The following is a 20,545-nucleotide window of genomic DNA, read 5'->3' on the forward strand; positions in this document are numbered from 1 at the left end:
GTGTGGGTTCCCGTGTGACTGCCATGTTGAGTGACAACCCGGAGCAGTGTTTCGAGTTGCTGCATTGCCTCGCCGTCCGGTCTCGTGTCGACGGCGGTGCGGGTGTCGACCTCTGGGCAGCAGGGGAGGCGCTGGGTTTCTCACCCGACATGACGCAGGCGCTCTCGCGGCACTTGCTTGACCACCGCATGCTCCAGCCAACCTCGCTCGCTGGCACGGTGGTGGTCTCGCCGGTCGGTCTCGCGTCGATTGCGCTGGCCAAAGCCGACCCGGACCGGCCCAGTGTGCATTTTCCGGCGTTGTCGGGCTTCTTCGGCCTGGGCGATGAGATCGATGTCGGCCTCAGCAAGCACGCTGTGAGCGTGTTGCTCGATCAGCTGTCCGACTGTCGGGGTGTGCTCGGCGCCGAGTCCGGCACGCCGACCCCGCTGGAGCACCGGCTCAGTGAGCTCGAGCAGCTGGTCGTTGACAGCCGGGTTGAAACTTCCAGTTTGCGTCGGGGGCTGCAGCGCCTGAGGGCATCGCTGCCGGATTGACCAGCAGCGGGTGTGCCAGGCTGCCGGGGCACGGGTCACCGGCCCGCTGCCAACCTTTTGGCGCGGGTGGTGTGGCGTCGCTTGCGACATTTTCATCTGCGGCGCGCTTTCTTTTTGGCCGAGTTCGACCCATAGTTAAGTGAGTCACTTCTGTGACACGCTGAGGCGTGCTCCAAATTCAGCGTGCGCGGCGAGTCTGCGCACACGACAGGGTGCGTTCGGCGGTGTGCTCCGTTCCTGTGAAAGCCGATAACACCATGTACTTGCAAGACTTCCAACTGAAGGCGCCGCCGTTCGCCGACATTCCCGATCCGGTCTGGTACGTCCCGTACAACGCGGCGGAGCGCGCGTTTGCATCGCTGTGTGTTGCGTTGCAGCAGAGTGACCCGGTGATCATCCTCAACGGACCGCACGGCATCGGCAAGACGCAACTGTTGCGGCGGTTGTCGTTCGAGTTAGACAGAAGCAACGTACTGAATTTCATCGGCTATGCGGGATACAGCGCCGATGAACTCTTGCTTGCGGTTGCCGACGGGTTCGACATCGCGCGCGAGCGGGAGGGGACGGCAGCCCTGGTCAGCGCTATCGGCCACTTCCTGCACGATTGTGTCGCACAGGACCAGCGTGCGGTTCTGGTCTTAGACGATGCCCACCTGGCACCACCGGAGTTGCTTGAGCACGTGGTGTTGTTGTCCAACCACGTCAGTAGCGGTGTCCGCCCACTGACTGCGGTCGTTTCAGGCAGTTTTGACGCCGCACGGCCCTTGCCGACGAGTTTGCGGGCAAGGGCGCGCTTCCAGGCTGAACTCGGCGGGATCACCGAGGATGAATGTGAAATGTACATCCAGACGCGTTGGCATATCGCGGGTGCGTCGGAGCCGCTCGACGTGGACAAGGAGGCCGTGTCGGCCGCCATGGCCTTTTCGGGTGGCGTGCCGCGCGCACTCGGCTGGGCGCTCGACAGCGCCCTGAGTGTCAGCGCGGCGCAACGTGAGGGGCGAGTCAGCGCGAAGACCATGCAACGCGCGCTCGCGGTGTTGCGCGGTGAACCTCCGGTGGACGGAGCGCTGCCGGCCGATGCTGCTCAGTTCCCAACACCACCAGACAAACCGGTGGCGAGCACGGTCACGCCGATCACCGGTGGGCGCGGCCGGCTGGTCATCGCCAACCGCGCGGGTGAGCGGGCTGAGATCGACCTCGCGTTGGGTGATTACTCGATTGGGCGGTCGCCGGAGTGCGACATCCAACTCGAAAGCAGCCACATCAGCCGTCAGCACGCGCGACTGGAGGTGCGCCGTGACAGCATCGCACTGGTCGACCTCGGTGGTGTCAACAAGCCACAGGTTAACGGCGATGTGATCGACCGGCACGTGCTTTCGGTCGGAGACCGGATCCAACTTGGGGAGTTTGCTCTCCACCTCGAAGACGCCTGACGGCCCTCGGCAACAGACCCGGAATACCATGAACGATTCTGAATTTGTACAGCTCGACGGCGAACGCCAAGAGGGAGGGCGCCTGTTCAAGGTGCTTGGGCGTCGCAAGATCGCATTCTTCCTGCCACTGTATGCAGCGTTAGCGCTGGTCGCGCTCGCGATCACGCTGGTGACGCCAAAGTATGAGTCGCGTGCGTCGTTGCAGGTTCAACGCCAGTCTTTGACCGGCGCCGATGCGATCGAGGCTGCAAGGCAAGCGGACAAGCGGCTCGCGCGCGTGCAGCAGACGATGCAGACAAACGCGAACATCGAGACCCTCATACGCGAAAACGATGTGTTCCCGCTGGACGTTGAGAACCCACAGTCAGTGATTGATAAATTTCGGAGTTCAATGGCGTTCGAACGCATCGACACGGATCTTGTTGATGACCGCACGGGCAGACGCTCGACCACAACGTTGGCGTTTGAGGTGGCCTTTCGCCACCCGGACCCGGTCGTTGCGCACGACGTGACCAATGCGCTTACCGACCAGTTGCTGGCGTTGTCCAACGCGGCGCGGCAAAGTGAGGGCGAAGCGACGGCCGCTGTGCTTCAGGAAAACGCCGAGCGGCTTGCATCGGTGGCAGAGGGCCTTGAAGCGCAACTGACTGCCTTTCGTCGCGAGCACAGCGGCAAGCTGCCTGAAGAAGCGGCGACCAATTTCCAAGCGGTACAGAGCACACAGGCGCAGCTGCTGGCGGTTGACGCCGAAGTGCGCAGTTTGCAGTTGGAGCGCGCTCGCGTCGAGGCTGAGCTTGCCAACACCAATCCGTTCGGGCGCATGGTCGCCACCGACGGCACAACTGTGCTGTCCAACGACGAAAACGTGCGCGTGCTGAAAACCCAGTTGGCCGAGGCTCGCCGCAAGTACTCCGCTGAGCACCCCGATATCCGCCGACTGGAGCGCCAGCTGCGCGAAGCCGAATCCGCCGCCGGTGAGTCCGGATTGACCTCGATCGAGCGTGCACCGGACAACCCCGCGTACATCACGCTGCGGTCGACGCTCGGATCGTTGGATTCGCGCTTGGGTTCGCTTCAAATCACGCGAGGGGAACTCAGGACCAAGCTCGATGGGCTGGAATTGAGGCTCGCAGGTGCGCCTGAAATCGAGAAACAGTATCTGTCGCTTCAACGCGAGTACGAGCAAGCAGTCAGTGAAGTTGAGGATGCGAGGGCTAAAGTCGCCGATGCAGAGCTCTCTCTCGCAATTGGAAACAGCGACACAGGCGACCGCTTGACGTTGATTGAGGCGCCAGTCGTTGCCACCTCGCCGGACAAACCCGTGCGTTTGGCCGTTGGCGTGCTGGGCACGCTCATGGCCGTGTTCGGCAGCTTCGCACTGGCCATCCTGGTCGACTTCTTTGACCGGTCGGTACGGGACGTGAGCGACCTGATCAGCCTGACCGGCGAGCCGCCGCTCGGGGTTATCTCCCGTATCTCGAGTGCTGGGGATACGGCGTTGAACACCATCGGTTACGTCATGATGGTGGCGACGCCGTTGCTGATCGGCGCCTTCTTGTACCTGCAGCTCGGCCAGGCAGGCTGATCGCGTTCGCACCGGAGACACGACACCTATGGAATTCCTGAGAGACGCGGTCAACAAATCCGGCGATGCGATGTCGGCAAACCGCAGTCGCGGCAGCCGCCGCCTGCGCGTGGTCGACGAGCTGAAGTTCGAGTACACGCAAACGGCGGTGGTGCCGACGCCGCCAGCGACCTTGCACCGAAACCGGGTCATCGCCGGCCGTGACCGCGACGAGTATGCAGACGCGTACCGCATGTTGCGCTCGCGTGTGATGCACAAGCTCAACGCCGGCGGCTGGACGTCGGTCGGCATCACCAGCACCGGGCCAGGGCAGGGCAAGAGTCTAACCTCGGCCAACCTCGCTGTCAGCATCGCCCAGAAGGTCAACAACAGTGCTCTGTTGGTGGATTTCGACTTGCGGCGGCCGTCGATCCGTTCGCTGTTCGATTACCGCGGACCGATGGGCCTGCAGCACTACATCAGCAAACAGGTGCCGCTTGAAGAAGTGTTGTTCAACCCCGGCATCGACCGCCTGGTGGTGCTGCCCGGGGGCAAGCCCAACAACCGGTCATCCGAGTTGCTCGCCTCGCCGCGCGTCATCGACCTGACCCGTGAGGTGATCGCACGCTACCCGACGCGGATCGTCATCTTCGATCTGCCACCGGTACTGGCAACCGACGACGCCCTGACGATCCTGCCGCACCTCGACAGTTGCCTGTTGGTCGTCGAGGAGGGCCATGCTAAGCGCAACGAGGTGCACCGTGCTGTTGAGTTGCTCGGTGAGTTCAACCTGATCGGGACTGTTCTCAACAAGTCGCGCGACAAGCATTCGGCTTACAGCTACAAGACCAAGTACTACTGACCGGGCCCCTGACACGGCGACCTCGAACCCAGCGGACACCGACCATGTACCTCGATTTCTTCAATCTGTCTCGCAAGCCGTTCTCGATTCACGCGGCGACGGACCACATCTACCTCGGTGAAAACCACGGCGTCGCAGCAGCCTCGCTCGAGTACGGTATTCTCGAGAACCCTGGTTTCATCGTCATGAGCGGCGAAATCGGCACCGGCAAGACCACACTGGTTCGACATGTGCTCGACCAGGTGGGCGGCCAGACGGTGGTGGCCGAAGTCAACTGCTTGCCGAGCAGCCGATCCAACCTGATCGAGCAGCTCTGCGCTGCGTTCGGTGTGAGTTCGCGCGACGTCGGTTTGCCCGATTTCGTCAACCACCTCAGTGGCTACATCGATGAGCAGAGCAAACGCGGCAAGTCGCTGATCCTGTTCCTCGACGATGCGCAGAATCTCAGCGCTGACGACCTCGAGGCCATCCGACTGATCGTCAATTTCAACGACGAGATCGACAAGCTGATCACCGTTCTGTTTGTCGGTCAAACCCAGCTGCGGCGGACGATCCGCAAGGCGGACCTCGCACAATTCAGGCAGCGGATTTCGGTCCACTACCACCTCGACGCACTCACGCGTGACGAAACAGCTGACTACATCCGGTTTCGACTCGATGCGTGCGGGGGCGACGTCAACATCATTTCGCCGGATGCCGTGTCATTGATCCACCAGCATGCAGATGGACTGCCACGGGTGATCAACGCCATCGCAGACCTCTGCCTGGTGTACGCCTTTTCGCGCCAACAGGCGATGGTCGACCCGGACACCGTCAGCGCGGTGGTTCGTGACCGAAACCGGGGCGGAATCGCACTGCAGATGGCACACCTCGCGCAAAACCCCCTGCGTAATGTCGTTCGGGTGGCGCCCTTCCGCAACCGCTTTGCCAACGACAACCTCTCCGCGCCGGAACTGGCGCGCAGTCTCTACTGGACAGGATGAGTGCTGTAACCTCAGCTCGGGAAGGGCCCGGTCTCGGGGTCACGATAGTCACCATGGTGCTCAGCTTTAATGTGCTGAGCACCATGTTGTTGGCCGAGCTTCCGGGCGGCAACCTGGCAAACTACGGCGTGACAGGCCTGTTCATGTTCACGGTTGTCACGGTGGGGCTGTTTGCACGCAAGTCGATTTGGGTTGGCGCCGAGTGGATGTTGCTTATGGCTTGGCTGCTGTATGCGGTGGTGCCAGCGATGCTGTCTCAGGATGTCGAGAGCAGCATGTTCAAGGTGCTAACGGTGCTTCAGTTGGCTGTGTGGGCACTTGCGATTCAACAATCCATATTGTGGCGCATGGGTGCAACTGCACCGCTCTTGATGTATGGCGCAGCCGTCACGGTTGCGTACGCCGTGAGCTTTGCTGGTATCGGGGTGGGTGTTGTTGAAGGCAGTCCTGATGCCACCGGCCGAGTCGCCAGTACGCTCGTCAATGCAAACACATTTGGCGCAGCTGCCGTCATGGGATTGAGTTTGTGTCTCCTGGCTGCGTCTGGACCCCTCGGCCCCAAGGCGTGGCTTATCCAAGTGGTTATGGCTCTGGCCTTGGTTGTTGCCGTGGTCAACAGTGGCTCTCGTACTGCACTGGTCGGCATGCTGTTCTTGCTGCTAGGGGCATCCTGGGCGTTTCAGTTTTGGCGCCTGAAGCAGTTTGTCAGGATGTTTCCATCGTTCCTGATGATTGTCGTCGTGGCGAGCGCGACCTACTTCGTTGTCAAGGACATGCCAGTCTTTGCTGATCGTGTTGACAGTGTTTTTTCTCTCGAAGACTCGAATTCTATGGTCAGCCGTCTGTGGGACTTTATCGGTGTTGTCGGTGCTGGTTCGCTCAGCGCGGAAGAGGGTGGTGAATCGATGTCCCAACGGTTTGAGCTCGTGCTCGTGGGGCTGGATTTGCTCTTGCAGAGCAACTTGGTTGGCATCGGGCCGGACAACTTTCGATCGCTCATTGGTGCGTATTCCCATTCGAACGTGATCGAGATCCTGGTGGCAACCGGCGTTGTCGGTATTCTGCTTTACTACAGCATCTATGTCGCTTTGGTGTGGCGCTGCGCGAGCATCTTGCGCGTGGATCGGAGCCACCGTGTTGCCCGCATGGCACTCGTTGCGTTGGCCACGTTGTCGTTGATGGATATCCAACACGTCAGTTACGACACCAAGCAGGGCTGGCTCTTTCTCGCTATCTTGATCGGCACGGTGGAAGTCGCACGGCGGCGCGCGCTGGCCTCGCGTACGGCATCCAATAAAGCGGATAAGCGTACCGCCGAGGATTCACATGCACCGGAGGCGACTGGCGTCATGGCAACACCGAGATTGGTGTCGCAGACGACCCTTGCGCCATCGACACCGATCAAGCTGGACACCGACCGGCATGTCGCGTTGAAGGCAATCCGTCCCCTGAAAGACTGAGGCCGCGCGGCGTTCAGCCCCTCGGCATTGTGTGGTGGGCATCACGCCAGCGAGCTGATACCTTCTTCCTTCGCCCAGAGTCCGAGGCACATCAGTTGCCACAGGCGTTCGGCGTAGCCTTCGCGTCCTGACATATGCCAGTCGATCATGTGGTCGATGCGGGATTGATCGAACATCTCGCTGACCAGGCTGTTCGGGCTCTGCAGGCTGTCGTGGACCAAGTCGCGCATGTCACTTCGCAGCCAGTCGCTCATCGGGATGCCGAAACCGGACTTGGGCAGGTTAAACAACTCTGCGGGCAAGCGCTCTTTCGCGATGTCGCGCAAGATACGCTTGCCCTTGCCGTCCTTGTATTTGTAGTGCTCCGGTAAACTTGCGGCGAATTCAATCACGCGGTAGTCGAGCAGCGGTGCACGCACCTCGATGCTTGCGGCCATGCTCGAGATGTCGACTTTGGCGAGGATGTCGTCCGCCATGTAGACCTGCATGTCGGTGATGCCGGCGCGCGTGATGTCGCTGTGTTTGGCATGTGATGCGTACACCGCGCTAACGTACTGGTCCACGGCATCCCGTTGCGTTAGTGCGTTCGCAAACGCATCTGAGTACAGCTTCCGTTTATCGCCCGAGACAAAGGTGGTCACGGTGCGCGCATAGGCCTCGTGAATCGGCAGTGTCGACTCCAGCGCCGCGTTGAGGATACGCTCGGGCAGCGTGCGCAGGTGGCGGGCTCGCTGGCGTGTGTACCGGGCCAACAGGCCACTGCCGGGGAGCCGGCTGATCAAGCGGTTCAACTGCCGTCGTTGCTCAAACTTTGGGTAGTGCGGGTAGCCGAGGAACAACTCATCACCGCCATCGCCACTGAGGGCAACCGTCATCTTCTGGCGGACTGCAGCGCACAGGAAGTACGTCGGGATCGTCGAGGCATCGGCGTACGGCTCACCGTAGTGACGTAGCAGCTTGGGCAGAACGGCGGCGCCGTCGACCGCAACCACGTCCTCGTTGTGGTCGGTTCCGAGCCACTCCGCAACCATTCTTGCGGGTGCGCGCTCGTCGAACTTGCGTTCGTTGAAGCCGACGCAGAAGGTTTGCAACTGCGTGCTGTTGAGCGCGCTGGCGAAGGCGGCAACGGTTGTCGAGTCGATTCCGCCACTGAGAAAGGCACCGAGCGGTACATCGGACTCGAGTCGGTCGCTGACCGCCTGCGTCAGCAGCTCGGACAACGCGTCCTTGGCGTCCTCGTATGACAGTGTGGATGGGTTGTGCGCCACGGACCAGTAGCACTCCGACGACTCGGTGCCGTCGCGCTCGATCGCAAGCGTCGTCGCCGGTGCCAGCTTTTCAACGCCTTTGTATACGGCGAACCGATGTGGGATATAGCCGTAAGACACAAAGGCGTCGAGGCCTGTGGGGTCAAGGGTGCGGGTCACGCCCGCCGAGGCGGTAAGGGATTGCAGCTCCGACGCGAAGGCGACGCCATGCTCGGTGCGCGCGAGGTAGAGTGGTTTCTTGCCGAGTCGATCGCGCCCGAGCACAAGGCGCTGGCGTTTACTGTCCCACAGCGCGATGCTGAAGAATCCGTTGAGCTTTTCGCAGAACCGGTCACCGTATTTGCGGTAGCAATACGGAATGACCTCGGTGTCGCTGCTCGTGCGGAACACAACGCCGTCGGCCTCGAGCTCTTTGCGCAGCGTTTTATGGTTGAAGACCTCGCCGTTGAACACGAGCCAGATGTCGCCCTCGGCGTTGGCCATGGGCTGGTGCCCGCCCGCGAGATCGATGATCGAGAGCCGTCGGTGACCCAATCCAATGTCGCCGTTGCAGTAGCTACCGCCGCCGTCGGGGCCGCGGTGGAGCATGCGATCTGTCATCGCTGTGACGGCGGTCTCGGTGGCTGGCAATCCCGATCTGAAATTCCAAAATCCCGCTATTCCGCACAAAACGTTGCCTACCTCTGTGGTCTACTCATGCCCAGCTGCACAGTATCGACACTGGACGCCTGTGCGGCGCCCGGTCGCTAGACGCGCTGTACAACCGACGTCCATCGCCTAGATACCGTCGTGTGCGTCGGGAGGATAGCACTGCAGTTTGCGTGCACAATTGGGTTAAACGCCGACTAGTCTCAGTTACTCTGATGAGCAGGTTGAGTGCGTAAGAGTACACCGAAGCCGCTCAGTTGAACGGAACAGGTCTTGCGTTGACAGCGTGAGACGGGCTTGAGTGCCAAATCCATGACGAACGTGCCCGCTTGACGCAGGATCGGTGAATCTCGATGACTTTGATATCACGTACAACCCAGATTTTGGTCGTGTGTGCCTTGAGCGCATCTGCGCATGCGGCGTTCCCAGACCTTGAATTGTCCCCTGCGGTGATTGGAGAGGAGGTGGCGCGTCCAACCTACCCGAATTCCAACGCCATCGCGGTTGCTGTGGGTGAAGCGTCGTTGTACCCCTCGGCGCGTTTCCGAGTGGGTTCGACAGATAACGTGTTTCTTGATGTGTCTGACAACACCGCAGTCGACTCTACCCGCCTCTCTTTCTCGCCGCAGCTAAACTACATCGCCTTGGGCGCGAAGCAAATGCTGTGGTTGGGGTACTTGGGCGACTACGCCACCCACAACGATGCCGAACAAGCCGACTATGACGACCACCGGCTCTCGCTGGTCTCACACACGGCCTTCGATTCACGTCGGAGGCTTGATATCGAGGCAACGATCTCCCAGTCCCATCAAGATATTGGGCTTGCGCGCACGACCGATTTCACGGCGGCGGAGATCGTTGCGCTGTCCGAAGTGGATACGTTCAGGCAAAACAAGCTCGGAGCGTCCTTCTCCTATGGCAACCCTGCAACCAAGGGCGAATTGGTGTTCGGGTACGCCTTTGGTGATATCGAGTTCACGTCGAATGAGGCGGAAACGGCCCAGTACGACCGCGACTTTTCCGTCGCGTGGTCTCGGCTGTACTACCGCCTGTCGCCGGATACGCGGGTGTACGGCGAGTTAAGCTACCGGGCGCTCGACTACGACACGGCGTTTGCCACTGATGGCAGAGAACGGGATGCTGCAAACACAGCCGCGCTACTGGGAATCATTTGGGACACATCGGGTCTGTGGTATGGTGCTGCTTCAATCGGGACAGGAGAAAGGGACTACGACGACGCAGGCTTGACTGACTCAAGCACGGTCCTCGGCGATGTCAGTTTGACGTGGCTGGTGAAGTCTTACAGTCAAGTGGTTTTCCAAGCAGGCCGTCGTGAGTTCGAATCGACGCTGGGCGATGGCCTAGCAGAAACAACAACATACAGCGTCCGCTGGTTGCATGATTGGAGCGATCGAGTCTCGTCGTCGTTGCGGGCAAGTTCTGTCTCGTCGAAAGAGTCCGATGGCTCCCTCGACAGCGACTACTCTCAAGCGAGTGCACAGCTTGTGTTCGCTCCGCGCCGGTGGCTTCGATTCTCGCTGGGTGCCTTGGTGGACGATATCTCAAAGTCCAGCGGGAATGCGGATAGAATGCAGACATATTTTGGTGTAGAAGCGAATTTGTAACGCAACTCTGCTCTCTCGGGTCTCTAGTACATGTTTTGGTCAAAAAAATGTCGCATCCCGGCGCGCCTCGCTTTGTTCCTGGTGGTGATTGTGGGGTCTGCTTCGATTGCAGACGAGTCGAATCCGGTTGATGACTATCGGCTGGACACAGGGGATCGCATCCTGATCAAAGTCTTCGAGGAGGATGAACTGACTGTTGAGACCACGCTGAACGACCGCGGAATCATCAACTACAGTTTCCTCGGCGAGTTGCGAATTTCGTCGCAAACCACCCGAGAGGTGGAGCAACTGCTTACCAGCCGTCTCAAAGATGGGTATCTGAAGAACCCTAGCGTCAGCGTCAGTGTGTTGCAGTACCGCCCGTTCTTCATCACGGGAGAGGTACGCACGCCAGGTGATTACCCCTTCCAACCTGGGTTGACCTTGGAGAAGGCGGTCTCGGTCGCGGGTGGATTCACCGACCGCGCGTCACGTCGGAAAATTTTTCTGCAACGCGGTTCCACAGAGAAAAAAGCACGCATGCGATTCCAAGACCGTGTGCAACCTGGCGATATCATCACGGTTGAAGAAGGGTTCTTTTAAGGTATGGTCGACGCCCTCATCGGCTCCGTTTCCACAGCGTTTTCAGGTTTAGCTTGACATGTCTATTTTTCAACAGTCTATGGACGATGACGTCAATTACGGCGATCACGACATTGGCGGTGGCGACGAGATAAACCTGCGTGAGTACATCCGTGTCCTGATCAAGAACAAGTGGACCATTGCGCTGATCACGGCCTTGACCACAGCGCTGGCGTTGGGCTACGTCACTACCTCTACGCCCATCTACAAAGCGACGTCCACGTTGTTGATAGAAGGTGACAAAAACAATGTCGTTTCCATCCAAGAGCTTTATGGCTTTGATGCTTCCGACACCGATTACTTTCAAACGCAATTCGAAATCCTGAAGTCGCGAGAACTCGCCGAGAAGATTGTGGAAAAGCTTGGTCTGACCACACACCCCGATTTCACGAACTCTTCGCAATTCGACATCATTGCAGCCGGCAGAGAGCTGCTGGGCATGCCGCCTGTGGAAGGGGCGGTGGACCAGCAGTCTGAGCTGCTGTCGGCGATGGACCCGGACATGCGACGACGCTTTGTGGCGGGGCAATTCTTAAGCCGACTGTCTGTCGAACCCATCCGCAAGACGAAATTGGTGCGCCTTGGGTTCGAGTCGCCAGACCCGGTGTTCGCCGCGCACGTCGCCAATTCGGTTGGGGAAATTTATATCGAGGATTACCTTGACGCCAAAGCCGAGATGACAGAAAAAGCGGCTGACTGGCTGACCGAACGCCTGTCCGTCCTCAAGGTTGCGTTGCAAGAATCGGAAGAAAAGCTTCAGGCGTACAAGGAAGAAACCGGTCTCGTGGATTTTGGCGGCGGCGTGTCCCGGTTCACCGAACAGGAACTCGCCAATTTCTCGAACAAGCTCGTCGACGCGCAGCGAGAAGAAGCTGAAGCGGAGGCGCTCTTCAACGAAGTGCAGCGGTTGCGTGCGACTGCGCCAGACGTGTTGGAAAATCTGCCTGCGGTTCAAGCGAGTTCCCTCGTCCAAACGTACAAGGTGGACCGTGCGGAGGTCGAGCGCGAAATCGATGAGTTGTCCAACCGGTACGGTGACCGACACCCGCGGATGGTCGATGCCCGGTCCCGCTTGGGGGTAATCGAACGCAACCTCGAGCTCGAGATTCAGCGCATCATATCGTCCATTCAAAAGGACTACGAGTTGGCGCAGTCAAATGTCCGTACGCTTGAGCAACGTGTTGCCAGTGGCAAGCAAGAGATTCAGAGCATTGGCCGCAAGAGCTTCGAATTGGACCAACTCCAGCGCGAGGTGGATGCCAACAGGAACCTGTACGAGACGTTCTTCAATCGATTTCGGGAAACCGACGAGGCGAGCAGCCTCGACTCAACCAACGCGCGCATTTCGGATGCGGCCGTGCCGCCTCTCTTTCCTGCTAAACCCAAGAAGTCGATGATCGTCGCGTTGGGGTTTATTCTCGGCTTGATTGTGTCCGTCGCGATCGCGTTCTTGCGGGAATACCTCGACGACACGGTCGTGGGCGCGGACCAGATTGAATCGAAGTTGGGTCTGCCGCTCCTCGGCATTTTGCCCAAACTGAAACTGAAAAAGGCCACCGAGCTGCCTTTGAATCCCGACACCATTGTGGATGACAGGGGTAGTTTTGCCGAATCCATTCGGACCATTCGCACCAGCATCACGCTGGGCAACGCGGATGGCTCGGACAAGCTCGTGATCATCACCTCGAGCGTGCCGAACGAAGGCAAGTCGACCTTGTCCGTGAACCTGGCGCACTCGATGGCCGAGATGGATAAGGTCTTACTGATCGACGCGGACATGCGCCGACCCAGTGTACACAAGACACTCGGCCTGCCGATTGACTCGCCCGGCTTGGTCAACCTGGTGGAGAAGACGGCTCGCGCGGCCGATTGTATCTACAAGGATCTGCTTGGCAGCCTCGATGTGATGCCGGCCGGCGGCGTGCCGGCGAACCCGCTCGAGCTCATCTCGAGCAAGCGCTTTGGCTACCTGCTCGAGCAGTTGCGTAAGCACTACGACCGCATCGTGATCGACTGCCCGCCCGTGCAAGCTGTGAGTGATGCGCTGGTGCTCTCACGCCACGCCGACTCGGTGTTGTACGTCGTTCGCTCGGGTGAAACGCCGTTCCCGGTGGCCCAACGTGGCGTGCGCCGGATGCAGCAGATCGGTGCGTCGGTCAAGGGCCTGATCGTGTCGCAGGTGGACATCGAGAAGCTCAAGAGCCACGGCGGTGACCACTACTACCAGGGCTACTACGACTACTACGGGTACTCTGAAGGCAGCGCGGCTGCAAAGAAGAAAGTCGTCGACGAGCCGGACGACTTCAGCACACTCTGAGCCGATCGCGCGCGCGCAGGCGCGCCAGGCACAACACCCACAGCGCGAGAACAGCGCCGCCCCCCGAACTCGATGCCTTGTTGACCAGTGCCGAGGTCGAGGGGGCGCCAACGTCGACAAAAACCTGCGTCTGCACCGCGTTCAAGCTGCCGTCCGACGCGGTCACACCGAGTATCACCACATCGTCAACGCGGGTGGCCAAGGCATTGGCGTCGGCAACCCGGAGTTGCCCGGTCGCGTTGTCGAGGCTCACGGCGCCCGGCGTGTCTGTCGACTGAATTTGCCAGTTCTGTACCGGGTCACCGTTCGGGTCAATGGCGCTGATCGTGCCGAGCAGCGTGCCAGCTGCGGGCACCGGGTCACTGACACCGATGTGCTGTCCCGCGGTGATCACGGGTGCGAGGTTCTGGGTCGTCATGTCAAAGGAGACACTGGCGGTGTGGGTGATGGTGCCACCCGACGACGGCGCCAGGGTCGCCTCGGAGAAGAAGTTCAGGTCGCTGCTTGCCGTCGACGGTGCCGTGAACGAGAGGTCCAGTGTGCTGTTCTGCCCCAGCGCGAGTGTCGGCCCGCTGCAGTTGACCTCCAGACTGGCCACGCCACAGCTCCAGGCCGGGTTGTTGTTTGCCACGTACGCGGTGCCCGAGGGCATGTCCACCGTCACCGTGCTGATCGCCACACTGGTGTGCTCGTCATTGTCATAGGTCAACGTGAACGACAATGACTGGTTCGGGTAGGGGCTGTGCGGGCTGATGCCTGCAGTGCCGTCTGCACCGTCGGCGTACAACGCGTTGATGCCGGCAATGTCGGAGTCGCTCAGACCGACGCGTTGCCCGATCACCTGCGACGTGGGGTAGAGCGACTCGATGGTCTTCTGGCCATTGGTCGAGAAGAAGTACTCGCCGTAGTGCATGATCGAGCCGAGGTCGTATGCCGTGGTCGACTGCGCATTCGACGTGATCTTGTCGAAGTTGTAGCTGTATGCGCTGTTGATGTTGGCGAAGTTGACGCTGACGAAATCGTCTCGGTCCGCCCGTGTGTGTTCGTGGTACAGCCCCAGTGCGTGGCCGATCTCGTGGATGATGTTGCCTGTCGAGCAGGCGCTGCCGGCGTAGATGGGTTGCGATCCACCGATGCGGCCGACGTAGGACGCACAGCCCGCGTAGTCGGTGAAGGTCACGTAGTCGGGGTAGCTGGCCGCGTTGCCTGCGGTGCGTTCGACAATCGTGATGGGCGTCCTGTCGGTCCAGTGGGCAATGGCAGCAGCGATGCGGGTCTGAACCGAGCTGCCTATCGAGCCGTCGATGGTGTAGGGCAGAACGCCACCGGGCCACTTCGATCCGTTGGTGGTGATGTGGAAATCGCGGGGCGCGACGCTGTCCGCCGGCAGACCGGCCGAGAGCGACAGCAGGATATCGCCTTCGAACACGGCACCCACCGAGCTGTGTTGCACGGAGACCGCTTGCGGGTTGCCCTTTTCGAACTGCGCCAGGGCGACCGAGTGTGGCTGGCCTTCGCCAGCCACGGTCTCCGGGTGTGTTGCTGCGATCGCCGATTGTGCGATGCAGACCCCTGAACAAAGTGCGATGAGTCCGCGGGATGCCATGTGTTGTTCCGACGTTGTTGTTCTTTTCGGGAACAGCTTTCGCTGAGCGACCCGCGTGAGCGCTGCAACAGCGAACTCACACCGGGTGTGTCAGGTGTCGGTGGAAAGCGGAAAAACTTGACCGCCGAATGGCAGGAATTGCCGGCTGTCGACACGCACGGACGGCGTGTGAGCTGGCGCTCCGGGAGGGATTCGAACCCCCGACTTTTCCCTTAGGAGGGGAACGCTCTATCCAGCTGAGCTACCGGAGCGGGGTGGTGGGTCAGCGGAAAGTGTAGCAAAGCCGCCGCGCGGCTGTTCACCTGGCACGCGAGCGCACACAGCAGAACCGCTGTCATCACGCGTCCACGCGGTCCACGCACTCAAGAGGTCGGTTTGCTCGCCGATTCATGTACAGGTTGTTCTACTTGGTGTCAGCAGGAGCGCGAGTCGGCAGTGGATATCGCCACGCTAGTAGGGTTGATAGGTGCACTCGGCATCATTGCGGGCGCCATTCTGGTTGGCGGCAGCTTTGGGGCCTTCGTCGATGTGCCCTCGATGCTGATCGTTGTCGGCGGAACCTCTTTTGCGGTCCTGCTGCGCGTCACATTGGGCCATTTCATTGGCTCCTTCAAGGTGCTCGCCAAGGCGTTCATGTTCAAGAGCGTGCCGCCCGAGGAGCTGATCGTCGAAGCGGTCGAACTCGCCAACGTCGCGCGCAAGGAAGGCGTGCTTGCGCTCGAGGGACGCGAGATCAGTGATCCGTTCTTGCAAAAAGGCATTTCACTGTGCATCGATGGCAACCCGCCCGAAGTCGTGCAGAACATGTTGGCCAAAGACACCAACCTCACGATCGAGCGTCATGAACAAGGGGCGGCTTTCTTTGCGGCTGTCGGTGACGCGGCCCCGGCGATGGGCATGATCGGCACCCTGGTTGGTCTAGTGCAGATGCTCGGAAACATGGACGACCCCAAAAGCATCGGTCCGTCCATGGCTGTCGCACTGCTGACCACTCTGTATGGTGCGATCATATCCAACGCGATTGCACTGCCGATCGCGGACAAATTGAAGCTCCGAGCGGCCGAGGAAAAGCTCAAGAAGCGACTGATCCTCGAATCGGTGGCCGGCATTCAGGAGGGCATCAACCCACGAGTGCTCGAGCAACTCCTGAACAACTTCCTGCCCGAATCCAAGCGTGGCTCTGGCTGATGCGAGGCCTGATCCGTCGTGGACGATAACGAATGCCCTGAATGCCCCCAGCTACCTGGGTGGCTTGCGACCTTCGCAGACTTGATGTCGCTGTTGATGTGCTTCTTTGTACTGTTGCTGTCTTTCTCTGAGATGGACGTTCAGAAATACAAGCGCGTGGCAGGTTCTATGAAGTTTGCCTTTGGTGTGCAGCGCGAGGTGCAGTCAAAGCAGATCCCGAAAGGCACAAGTATCATCGCGCAAGAGTTCAGCGCGGGTAAACCTGTGCCGACGATCGTCAAGAGCGTGCAGCAGATCACCACAGACCAGTACAAGCAGAACCTCGATTTCAACGACTCCGACTCGAGCAACAACAAGTCGTCGGGAGAGGAGAGCTCGGGTAACCAGACGACTGACGTCTCGGCAGGCGAGTCGGATACCACGACTGAGGTGGTTGAGCAGACCGAGGCGTTCACTGAGGCACAGCTTCAGGCCATTGCCGAGGCGCGGGCAGAGGCTATGCAGGACGAACAGCTCAAGATTGCCATGGAGATGGCCCAGGAGCTTGTCGCGATGCAACAACAACCTGGTGAGACACCTGTGCGAATCTCCGAGGGCCAGGTACAACGGCGTTTGAAAGAGGCGGCTGAGGCGCGGGCCGAGAGCAAGCTCGAGCTGGTCAAACGCCGCCTTGAGAACGAAATCGAAGAGGGGCTTGTCGAAGTCGTACGCGAGGGCAACAAGGTGATCGTACGCTTGCGCGAGCGCGGCTTCTTCAACACCGCACGCGCCAAGATCAACACCGAGTTTCAGCCCGTGCTGGCGCGCGTCGGTCGGGCACTGTCTGACGTTCCCGGCGATCTGGTGGTGTCGGGCCACACCGACAACGTCCCGATCTCGAACGATGAGTTTCGTTCCAACTGGGAACTGTCCGCTGCGCGAGCTGCGAACGTGGTGCACTACCTGACGACTCGAGGTGGCATTGCGAAGAGCCGAGTCGAAATGCGCGCCCACGCAGAGGTCAAGCCCATCGCTGACAATGCAACTGCGGAGAATCGGGCGCGCAACAGGCGTGTGGAAGTGGTGATCACCGACACGGGTACGGCCGTGCCGGGCGAGGGTTCATAGACCGTTTAGAGTGGGGGTGAGTGATGGCGGTAGCAATTCAAGATCAGGTGAACGCCGCGGCGCGCGGTGCGGAACGACGCACGTTCTTCCGCGTCAATGATGCAGTTTCGCTGCGGGTGACACCGCTCAACGACGACACCGTCGAGCAGTTCAAGCAGGCACTGGAAAACCGCCGTGCGTCGGGTGACACCGATGCTGCCAGCGCCGGACTGCACATGATGTGGCGCAACATCGAAGAGCATTACCCTGACATCGCAGCCTACCTGGTTCGGCTGGAGCAGCGCCTTGATGCGATCCAGGAGCAACTGGGCAACCTGACGGACAACACGCCCACGCGCGAGCCGACCCACACCGTGAACATCAGCGGCAGCGGGCTGCACTTCGACTCCGAGAAGGCGTTTTTCATCGGACAGCAAGTCCGCGTGAGCATGCGCCTGTTTCCGAGCGGCCAGACGATCGATGCCCTCGCCAAGGTGGTGCGCGAGCACAAGCGCTCGACGCCGGTAGCCCAGGGCAAATTCGGCTGTGCGCTGGAGTTCGTGGATATCCTCTCGAGTGAGCAGGAAGCCCTGCTCCAGCATATTCATACCCTGCAAATGGACGCGCTCCGCGCGCGGGCAGCCGAGCTGGATTGACGGCGCCACCCGCCCCACGGCGGCGCCTTGCCGCCTGAGCGGAGAATTTTGCCGCTCCGGCAAGGTCTCGGGCATGCATTTCGCAACGATGGTGGCTGACACGACGGTCGGGTGACACCCGACACCAGCCCGCGGAGCACCCGACATGCAGAAGGCCACGCCAGTCACCACCGAGATCCCCAAGCGCCGCGAGCGCATCGTGGTGTCGTCTCGTCTGCCGCAGAATGCGGCTGATATCCTGGCCTGCGGCGACGGTGCCGCGCAATCAACATTGGCCCGACGGTTCCCCGACCTGTTTGTGGCTGCGTTCGCCGAGGGCGTCGGCGACGGTGCCGCTGCGCTGACACTGAACCTCGATGTGTCGCGCGCGCTCGTTGCGCGTTGTGTGGCGTTGGACGAATCGGATCTCAACGCGACCGAACTGTTCAACTGGTTTACCCGCAACGAGCGGTTCCAACTCGCCCTGCGCTTCACTGATGTGTGGCAATCGCGTGGCCTGGCCGTGGACGGTGTCGCCGTGCTCGCCGTGTTGGCAGGCTGCACACGGCGCCTCGCCGGGGCGGCGACGGCACCGGCCAACCCGGCGTCCGGGCTGGCCGATGTGGCCGCGGCGCTTGCGTTCGCGGCCGGCGCGGACACGGCGGAGACCGGCTCAGCGCCGTGCTGGGTTCAGGCGAGTGAGGCCACCGGCTTCGCTGTCGTTGAACTCGAAGCCCAGGCGAGCGAGTTGCTCGACACCATGGCAGCGGCCCCCGACGCGCTGGGCTACGGTGCCTTGACGCTCGCGCGCCACCCGTCTGTGGGTGAGCCCGGTGTGAGCTGCAATCGCACTCTGATCAATGTGCTGTGTGGCGATTGCCGGGCGCGCGCTCACCACAATGCACTCGATACGCTGCGCAATCGGCTCCAGAGCGGGCAGCTGCGCGCCACCGAAATGCTTGATCACGTGCTTTCGGCGATCAAGCACTGCGGTGGTGTGCGCCGTGTCCACCTACTCGAGGCCGATCTCGCCGCCGGCGTTCTGCGCAGTCGCCGCCGCCTGCACGTGCGCGGCGCGGTGCCATTGCAACCGTTGGAGGTGGCTATGGGGAGTGCGCCGGCCCTGGAATCCCTGATGCTCGTGCCGCAAACGCGCGTGGTGTCGCCGGACGCTGTGCACCCCGATGTGGCCGCACTCGCGGAGTCGCCGTTGTTGCCGGCTAGACACAGCATTGTCGGCTCCTTGCTGGTGGGCAACCGCCCGCAGGGTGTCGTGGTGGCCGACGCCGAGGGTTTGCCGATCAGCGCGGCCGACGCTGACCGCGTGAACGACCTGATCCAACTGTGCAGCAAGCTTCTGTCGTTGCTCACGGGCGAAAACGAGGCCTGGCGCCAGGCGCGGGCCCGGCCGACCCGCGCACACGGAACCCCAGCGGGCTGACCGTCCACGGTGAAGTGCAGTCTGGGCGCTATAGTCTCGACTGGCACCGAGAATGTGAAGACCTGTGCGTGTACTGCTCAGCAACGATGACGGGTACCTGGCCGAGGGCTTGCGTGCGCTGACCCGCGCGGTTGCGGCGCAGGCCGTGGTGGACGTGGTCGCGCCCGACCGCAACCGCAGTGGCGCCAGCAGCTCGCTGACGCTGACCAATCCCTTGCGCGCGCACGACCACGGCGACGGCGTGTGGTCGGTCGAGGGCACCCCGTGCGACTGTGTGTTGCTGGCGGTCGGGGGGTTGCTCGAACACGCCCCTGACATGGTGATCAGTGGTATCAACAACGGTCCCAACATGGGCGACGACGTCATCTACTCGGGCACCGTTGCCGCCGCCATCGAAGGCCGACACCTGGGGTTTCCCGCCCTCGCGGTGTCAATGTCGGCCCACCGGCCGGGCCACTACGAGACCGGTGCCCGGGTGGCTGTCGACATCCTCAATCGCATGGTCGGCCAACCGTTGCCAGCTGATACGATTCTCAATGTCAACGTACCGGACCGGCCCTATGACACGTTGGCCGGCTACCGTGTGACACGGCTCGGCACGCGTGCGCCTGGCGGGTCGGCCGAGCACACCATCGACCCCCGCGGCGAGGGCGCGTGGTGGATCGGGCCTGCTGGCGCACCGCACCGGAATCAGCCGGACACCGATTTTGCGGCTGTGGACGCCGGATTCGTGTCGGTCACACCCTTACAGATCGATTTGACCCGCTACACTCAACTGGCAGAGTTGAAATCGTGGCTTGGTCCAGAACATGGTGTTGACGGCTGAAGCAATCAGCGGGCGTGGCGCAACCGCGCCGCGGGCACGGGCGCGGATGGTTGACCGTCTCCAGCGGCAGGGGATAAGCGACACCCGGGTGCTCGACGCCATGGCCACCGTGCCCCGACACATCTTCGTCGATGAGGCCCTGTCTCACCGCGCGTACGACGATTGCTCACTGCCGATCGGGCACCGTCAGACCCTCTCGCAACCCTGGGTTGTCGCGGTCATGACGCAACTGCTGCTCGAGTTTTCGCCAATGAGCACGGTGCTGGAGCTGGGCACAGGCTCGGGCTACCAGGCTGCTGTGCTCTCTCGGCTCGTCGACCAGGTGGTCACACAGGAGCGCATACAGTCGCTGCTCAAGCGGGCGGAGGACCGGCTGTTCGCGCTGCGTTACCGAAACGTGCTGGCGCGCCACGGTCACAGTGACACCGCGTGGCAGGACCGTGCAC

General features: G+C 61.1%; 17 protein-coding genes and 1 tRNA gene. 15 read left to right on the forward strand and 3 right to left on the reverse strand.

Going from position 1 to position 20,545, the window contains the following annotated elements; all coding sequences use genetic code 11:
• Positions 1-23 precede the first annotated feature (23 nt).
• The 6 genes from AAGA11_13670 (at position 24) to AAGA11_13695 (ending at position 6,838) form a co-directional block, all read left to right on the forward strand.
• Positions 24-536 carry a hypothetical protein gene (locus AAGA11_13670; GenBank protein ID MEM9603909.1) on the forward strand — a complete coding sequence of 171 codons (513 nt, stop codon included), beginning with the start codon at positions 24-26 and terminating at the stop codon, positions 534-536.
• 257 nt (positions 537-793) lie between these two features.
• The gene (locus AAGA11_13675; protein MEM9603910.1) at positions 794-1,969 is read left to right on the forward strand and encodes an FHA domain-containing protein; all 1,176 of its coding nucleotides are present in this window, start codon (positions 794-796) and stop codon (positions 1,967-1,969) included.
• A 28-nt stretch (positions 1,970-1,997) separates the two neighbouring features.
• Positions 1,998-3,554 (forward strand): hypothetical protein, encoded by a 1,557-nt coding sequence (locus AAGA11_13680; protein ID MEM9603911.1) that lies wholly within the window; start codon positions 1,998-2,000, stop codon positions 3,552-3,554.
• A gap of 28 nt (positions 3,555-3,582) precedes the next feature.
• On the forward strand, positions 3,583-4,395 hold the full coding sequence (locus AAGA11_13685; GenBank protein ID MEM9603912.1) for a polysaccharide biosynthesis tyrosine autokinase: 813 nt from the start codon (positions 3,583-3,585) through the stop codon (positions 4,393-4,395).
• Positions 4,396-4,439: 44 nt separating this feature from the next.
• Positions 4,440-5,378 carry an AAA family ATPase gene (locus tag AAGA11_13690; GenBank protein MEM9603913.1) on the forward strand — a complete coding sequence of 313 codons (939 nt, stop codon included), beginning with the start codon at positions 4,440-4,442 and terminating at the stop codon, positions 5,376-5,378.
• A 53-nt stretch (positions 5,379-5,431) separates the two neighbouring features.
• Positions 5,432-6,838, forward strand: coding sequence for an O-antigen ligase family protein (locus AAGA11_13695; protein MEM9603914.1), 1,407 nt, complete (start codon positions 5,432-5,434; stop codon positions 6,836-6,838).
• A 41-nt stretch (positions 6,839-6,879) separates the two neighbouring features.
• On the opposite strand, the gene asnB is transcribed toward AAGA11_13695, so the two are convergent.
• Entirely contained in the window at positions 6,880-8,775 is a 1,896-nt protein-coding gene (asnB, locus tag AAGA11_13700) for an asparagine synthase (glutamine-hydrolyzing) (protein MEM9603915.1), read from the reverse strand.
• A 332-nt stretch (positions 8,776-9,107) separates the two neighbouring features.
• Between asnB and AAGA11_13705 the strand changes: the two genes are divergently transcribed.
• The 3 genes from AAGA11_13705 (at position 9,108) to AAGA11_13715 (ending at position 13,317) form a co-directional block, all read left to right on the forward strand.
• On the forward strand, positions 9,108-10,379 hold the full coding sequence (locus AAGA11_13705; protein ID MEM9603916.1) for an outer membrane beta-barrel protein: 1,272 nt from the start codon (positions 9,108-9,110) through the stop codon (positions 10,377-10,379).
• A gap of 30 nt (positions 10,380-10,409) precedes the next feature.
• The gene (locus tag AAGA11_13710; protein ID MEM9603917.1) at positions 10,410-10,961 is read left to right on the forward strand and encodes a polysaccharide biosynthesis/export family protein; all 552 of its coding nucleotides are present in this window, start codon (positions 10,410-10,412) and stop codon (positions 10,959-10,961) included.
• 79 nt (positions 10,962-11,040) lie between these two features.
• Positions 11,041-13,317: a polysaccharide biosynthesis tyrosine autokinase gene (locus AAGA11_13715; protein MEM9603918.1), complete on the forward strand. Its 2,277-nt coding sequence runs from the start codon at positions 11,041-11,043 to the stop codon at positions 13,315-13,317.
• Here AAGA11_13715 and AAGA11_13720 read toward each other — a convergent pair.
• Together AAGA11_13720 and AAGA11_13725 are read right to left on the reverse strand one after the other, a co-directional pair.
• Entirely contained in the window at positions 13,304-14,923 is a 1,620-nt protein-coding gene (locus AAGA11_13720; protein MEM9603919.1) for a M12 family metallopeptidase, read from the reverse strand. The two genes, AAGA11_13715 and AAGA11_13720, sit on opposite strands and share 14 nt — an antisense overlap.
• A gap of 174 nt (positions 14,924-15,097) precedes the next feature.
• Positions 15,098-15,174: transfer RNA gene (locus AAGA11_13725), tRNA-Arg, on the reverse strand.
• Between the two features lie 184 nt (positions 15,175-15,358).
• Here AAGA11_13725 and pomA point away from each other — a divergent pair.
• The 6 genes from pomA to pcm form a co-directional block, all read left to right on the forward strand.
• The gene (gene pomA, locus AAGA11_13730) at positions 15,359-16,111 is read left to right on the forward strand and encodes a flagellar motor protein PomA (protein MEM9603920.1); all 753 of its coding nucleotides are present in this window, start codon (positions 15,359-15,361) and stop codon (positions 16,109-16,111) included.
• Between the two features lie 18 nt (positions 16,112-16,129).
• Positions 16,130-17,218, forward strand: coding sequence for a flagellar motor protein MotB (locus AAGA11_13735; GenBank protein MEM9603921.1), 1,089 nt, complete (start codon positions 16,130-16,132; stop codon positions 17,216-17,218).
• A gap of 23 nt (positions 17,219-17,241) precedes the next feature.
• A complete protein-coding gene (locus tag AAGA11_13740; protein MEM9603922.1) occupies positions 17,242-17,853 on the forward strand; it encodes a PilZ domain-containing protein in 612 nt (203 codons plus the stop codon).
• Positions 17,854-17,998: 145 nt separating this feature from the next.
• On the forward strand, positions 17,999-19,273 hold the full coding sequence (locus tag AAGA11_13745; GenBank protein MEM9603923.1) for a hypothetical protein: 1,275 nt from the start codon (positions 17,999-18,001) through the stop codon (positions 19,271-19,273).
• Between the two features lie 64 nt (positions 19,274-19,337).
• Entirely contained in the window at positions 19,338-20,099 is a 762-nt protein-coding gene (surE, locus tag AAGA11_13750) for a 5'/3'-nucleotidase SurE (protein ID MEM9603924.1), read from the forward strand.
• Positions 20,089-20,545 (forward strand): protein-L-isoaspartate O-methyltransferase (gene pcm, locus AAGA11_13755; GenBank protein ID MEM9603925.1); only part of this gene is annotated, 457 nt, incomplete at its 3' end. The genes surE and pcm, both read left to right, overlap by 11 nt.

The organism is Pseudomonadota bacterium, from assembly GCA_039196715.1.
Lineage (GTDB): Bacteria > Pseudomonadota > Gammaproteobacteria > CALCKW01 > CALCKW01 > CALCKW01.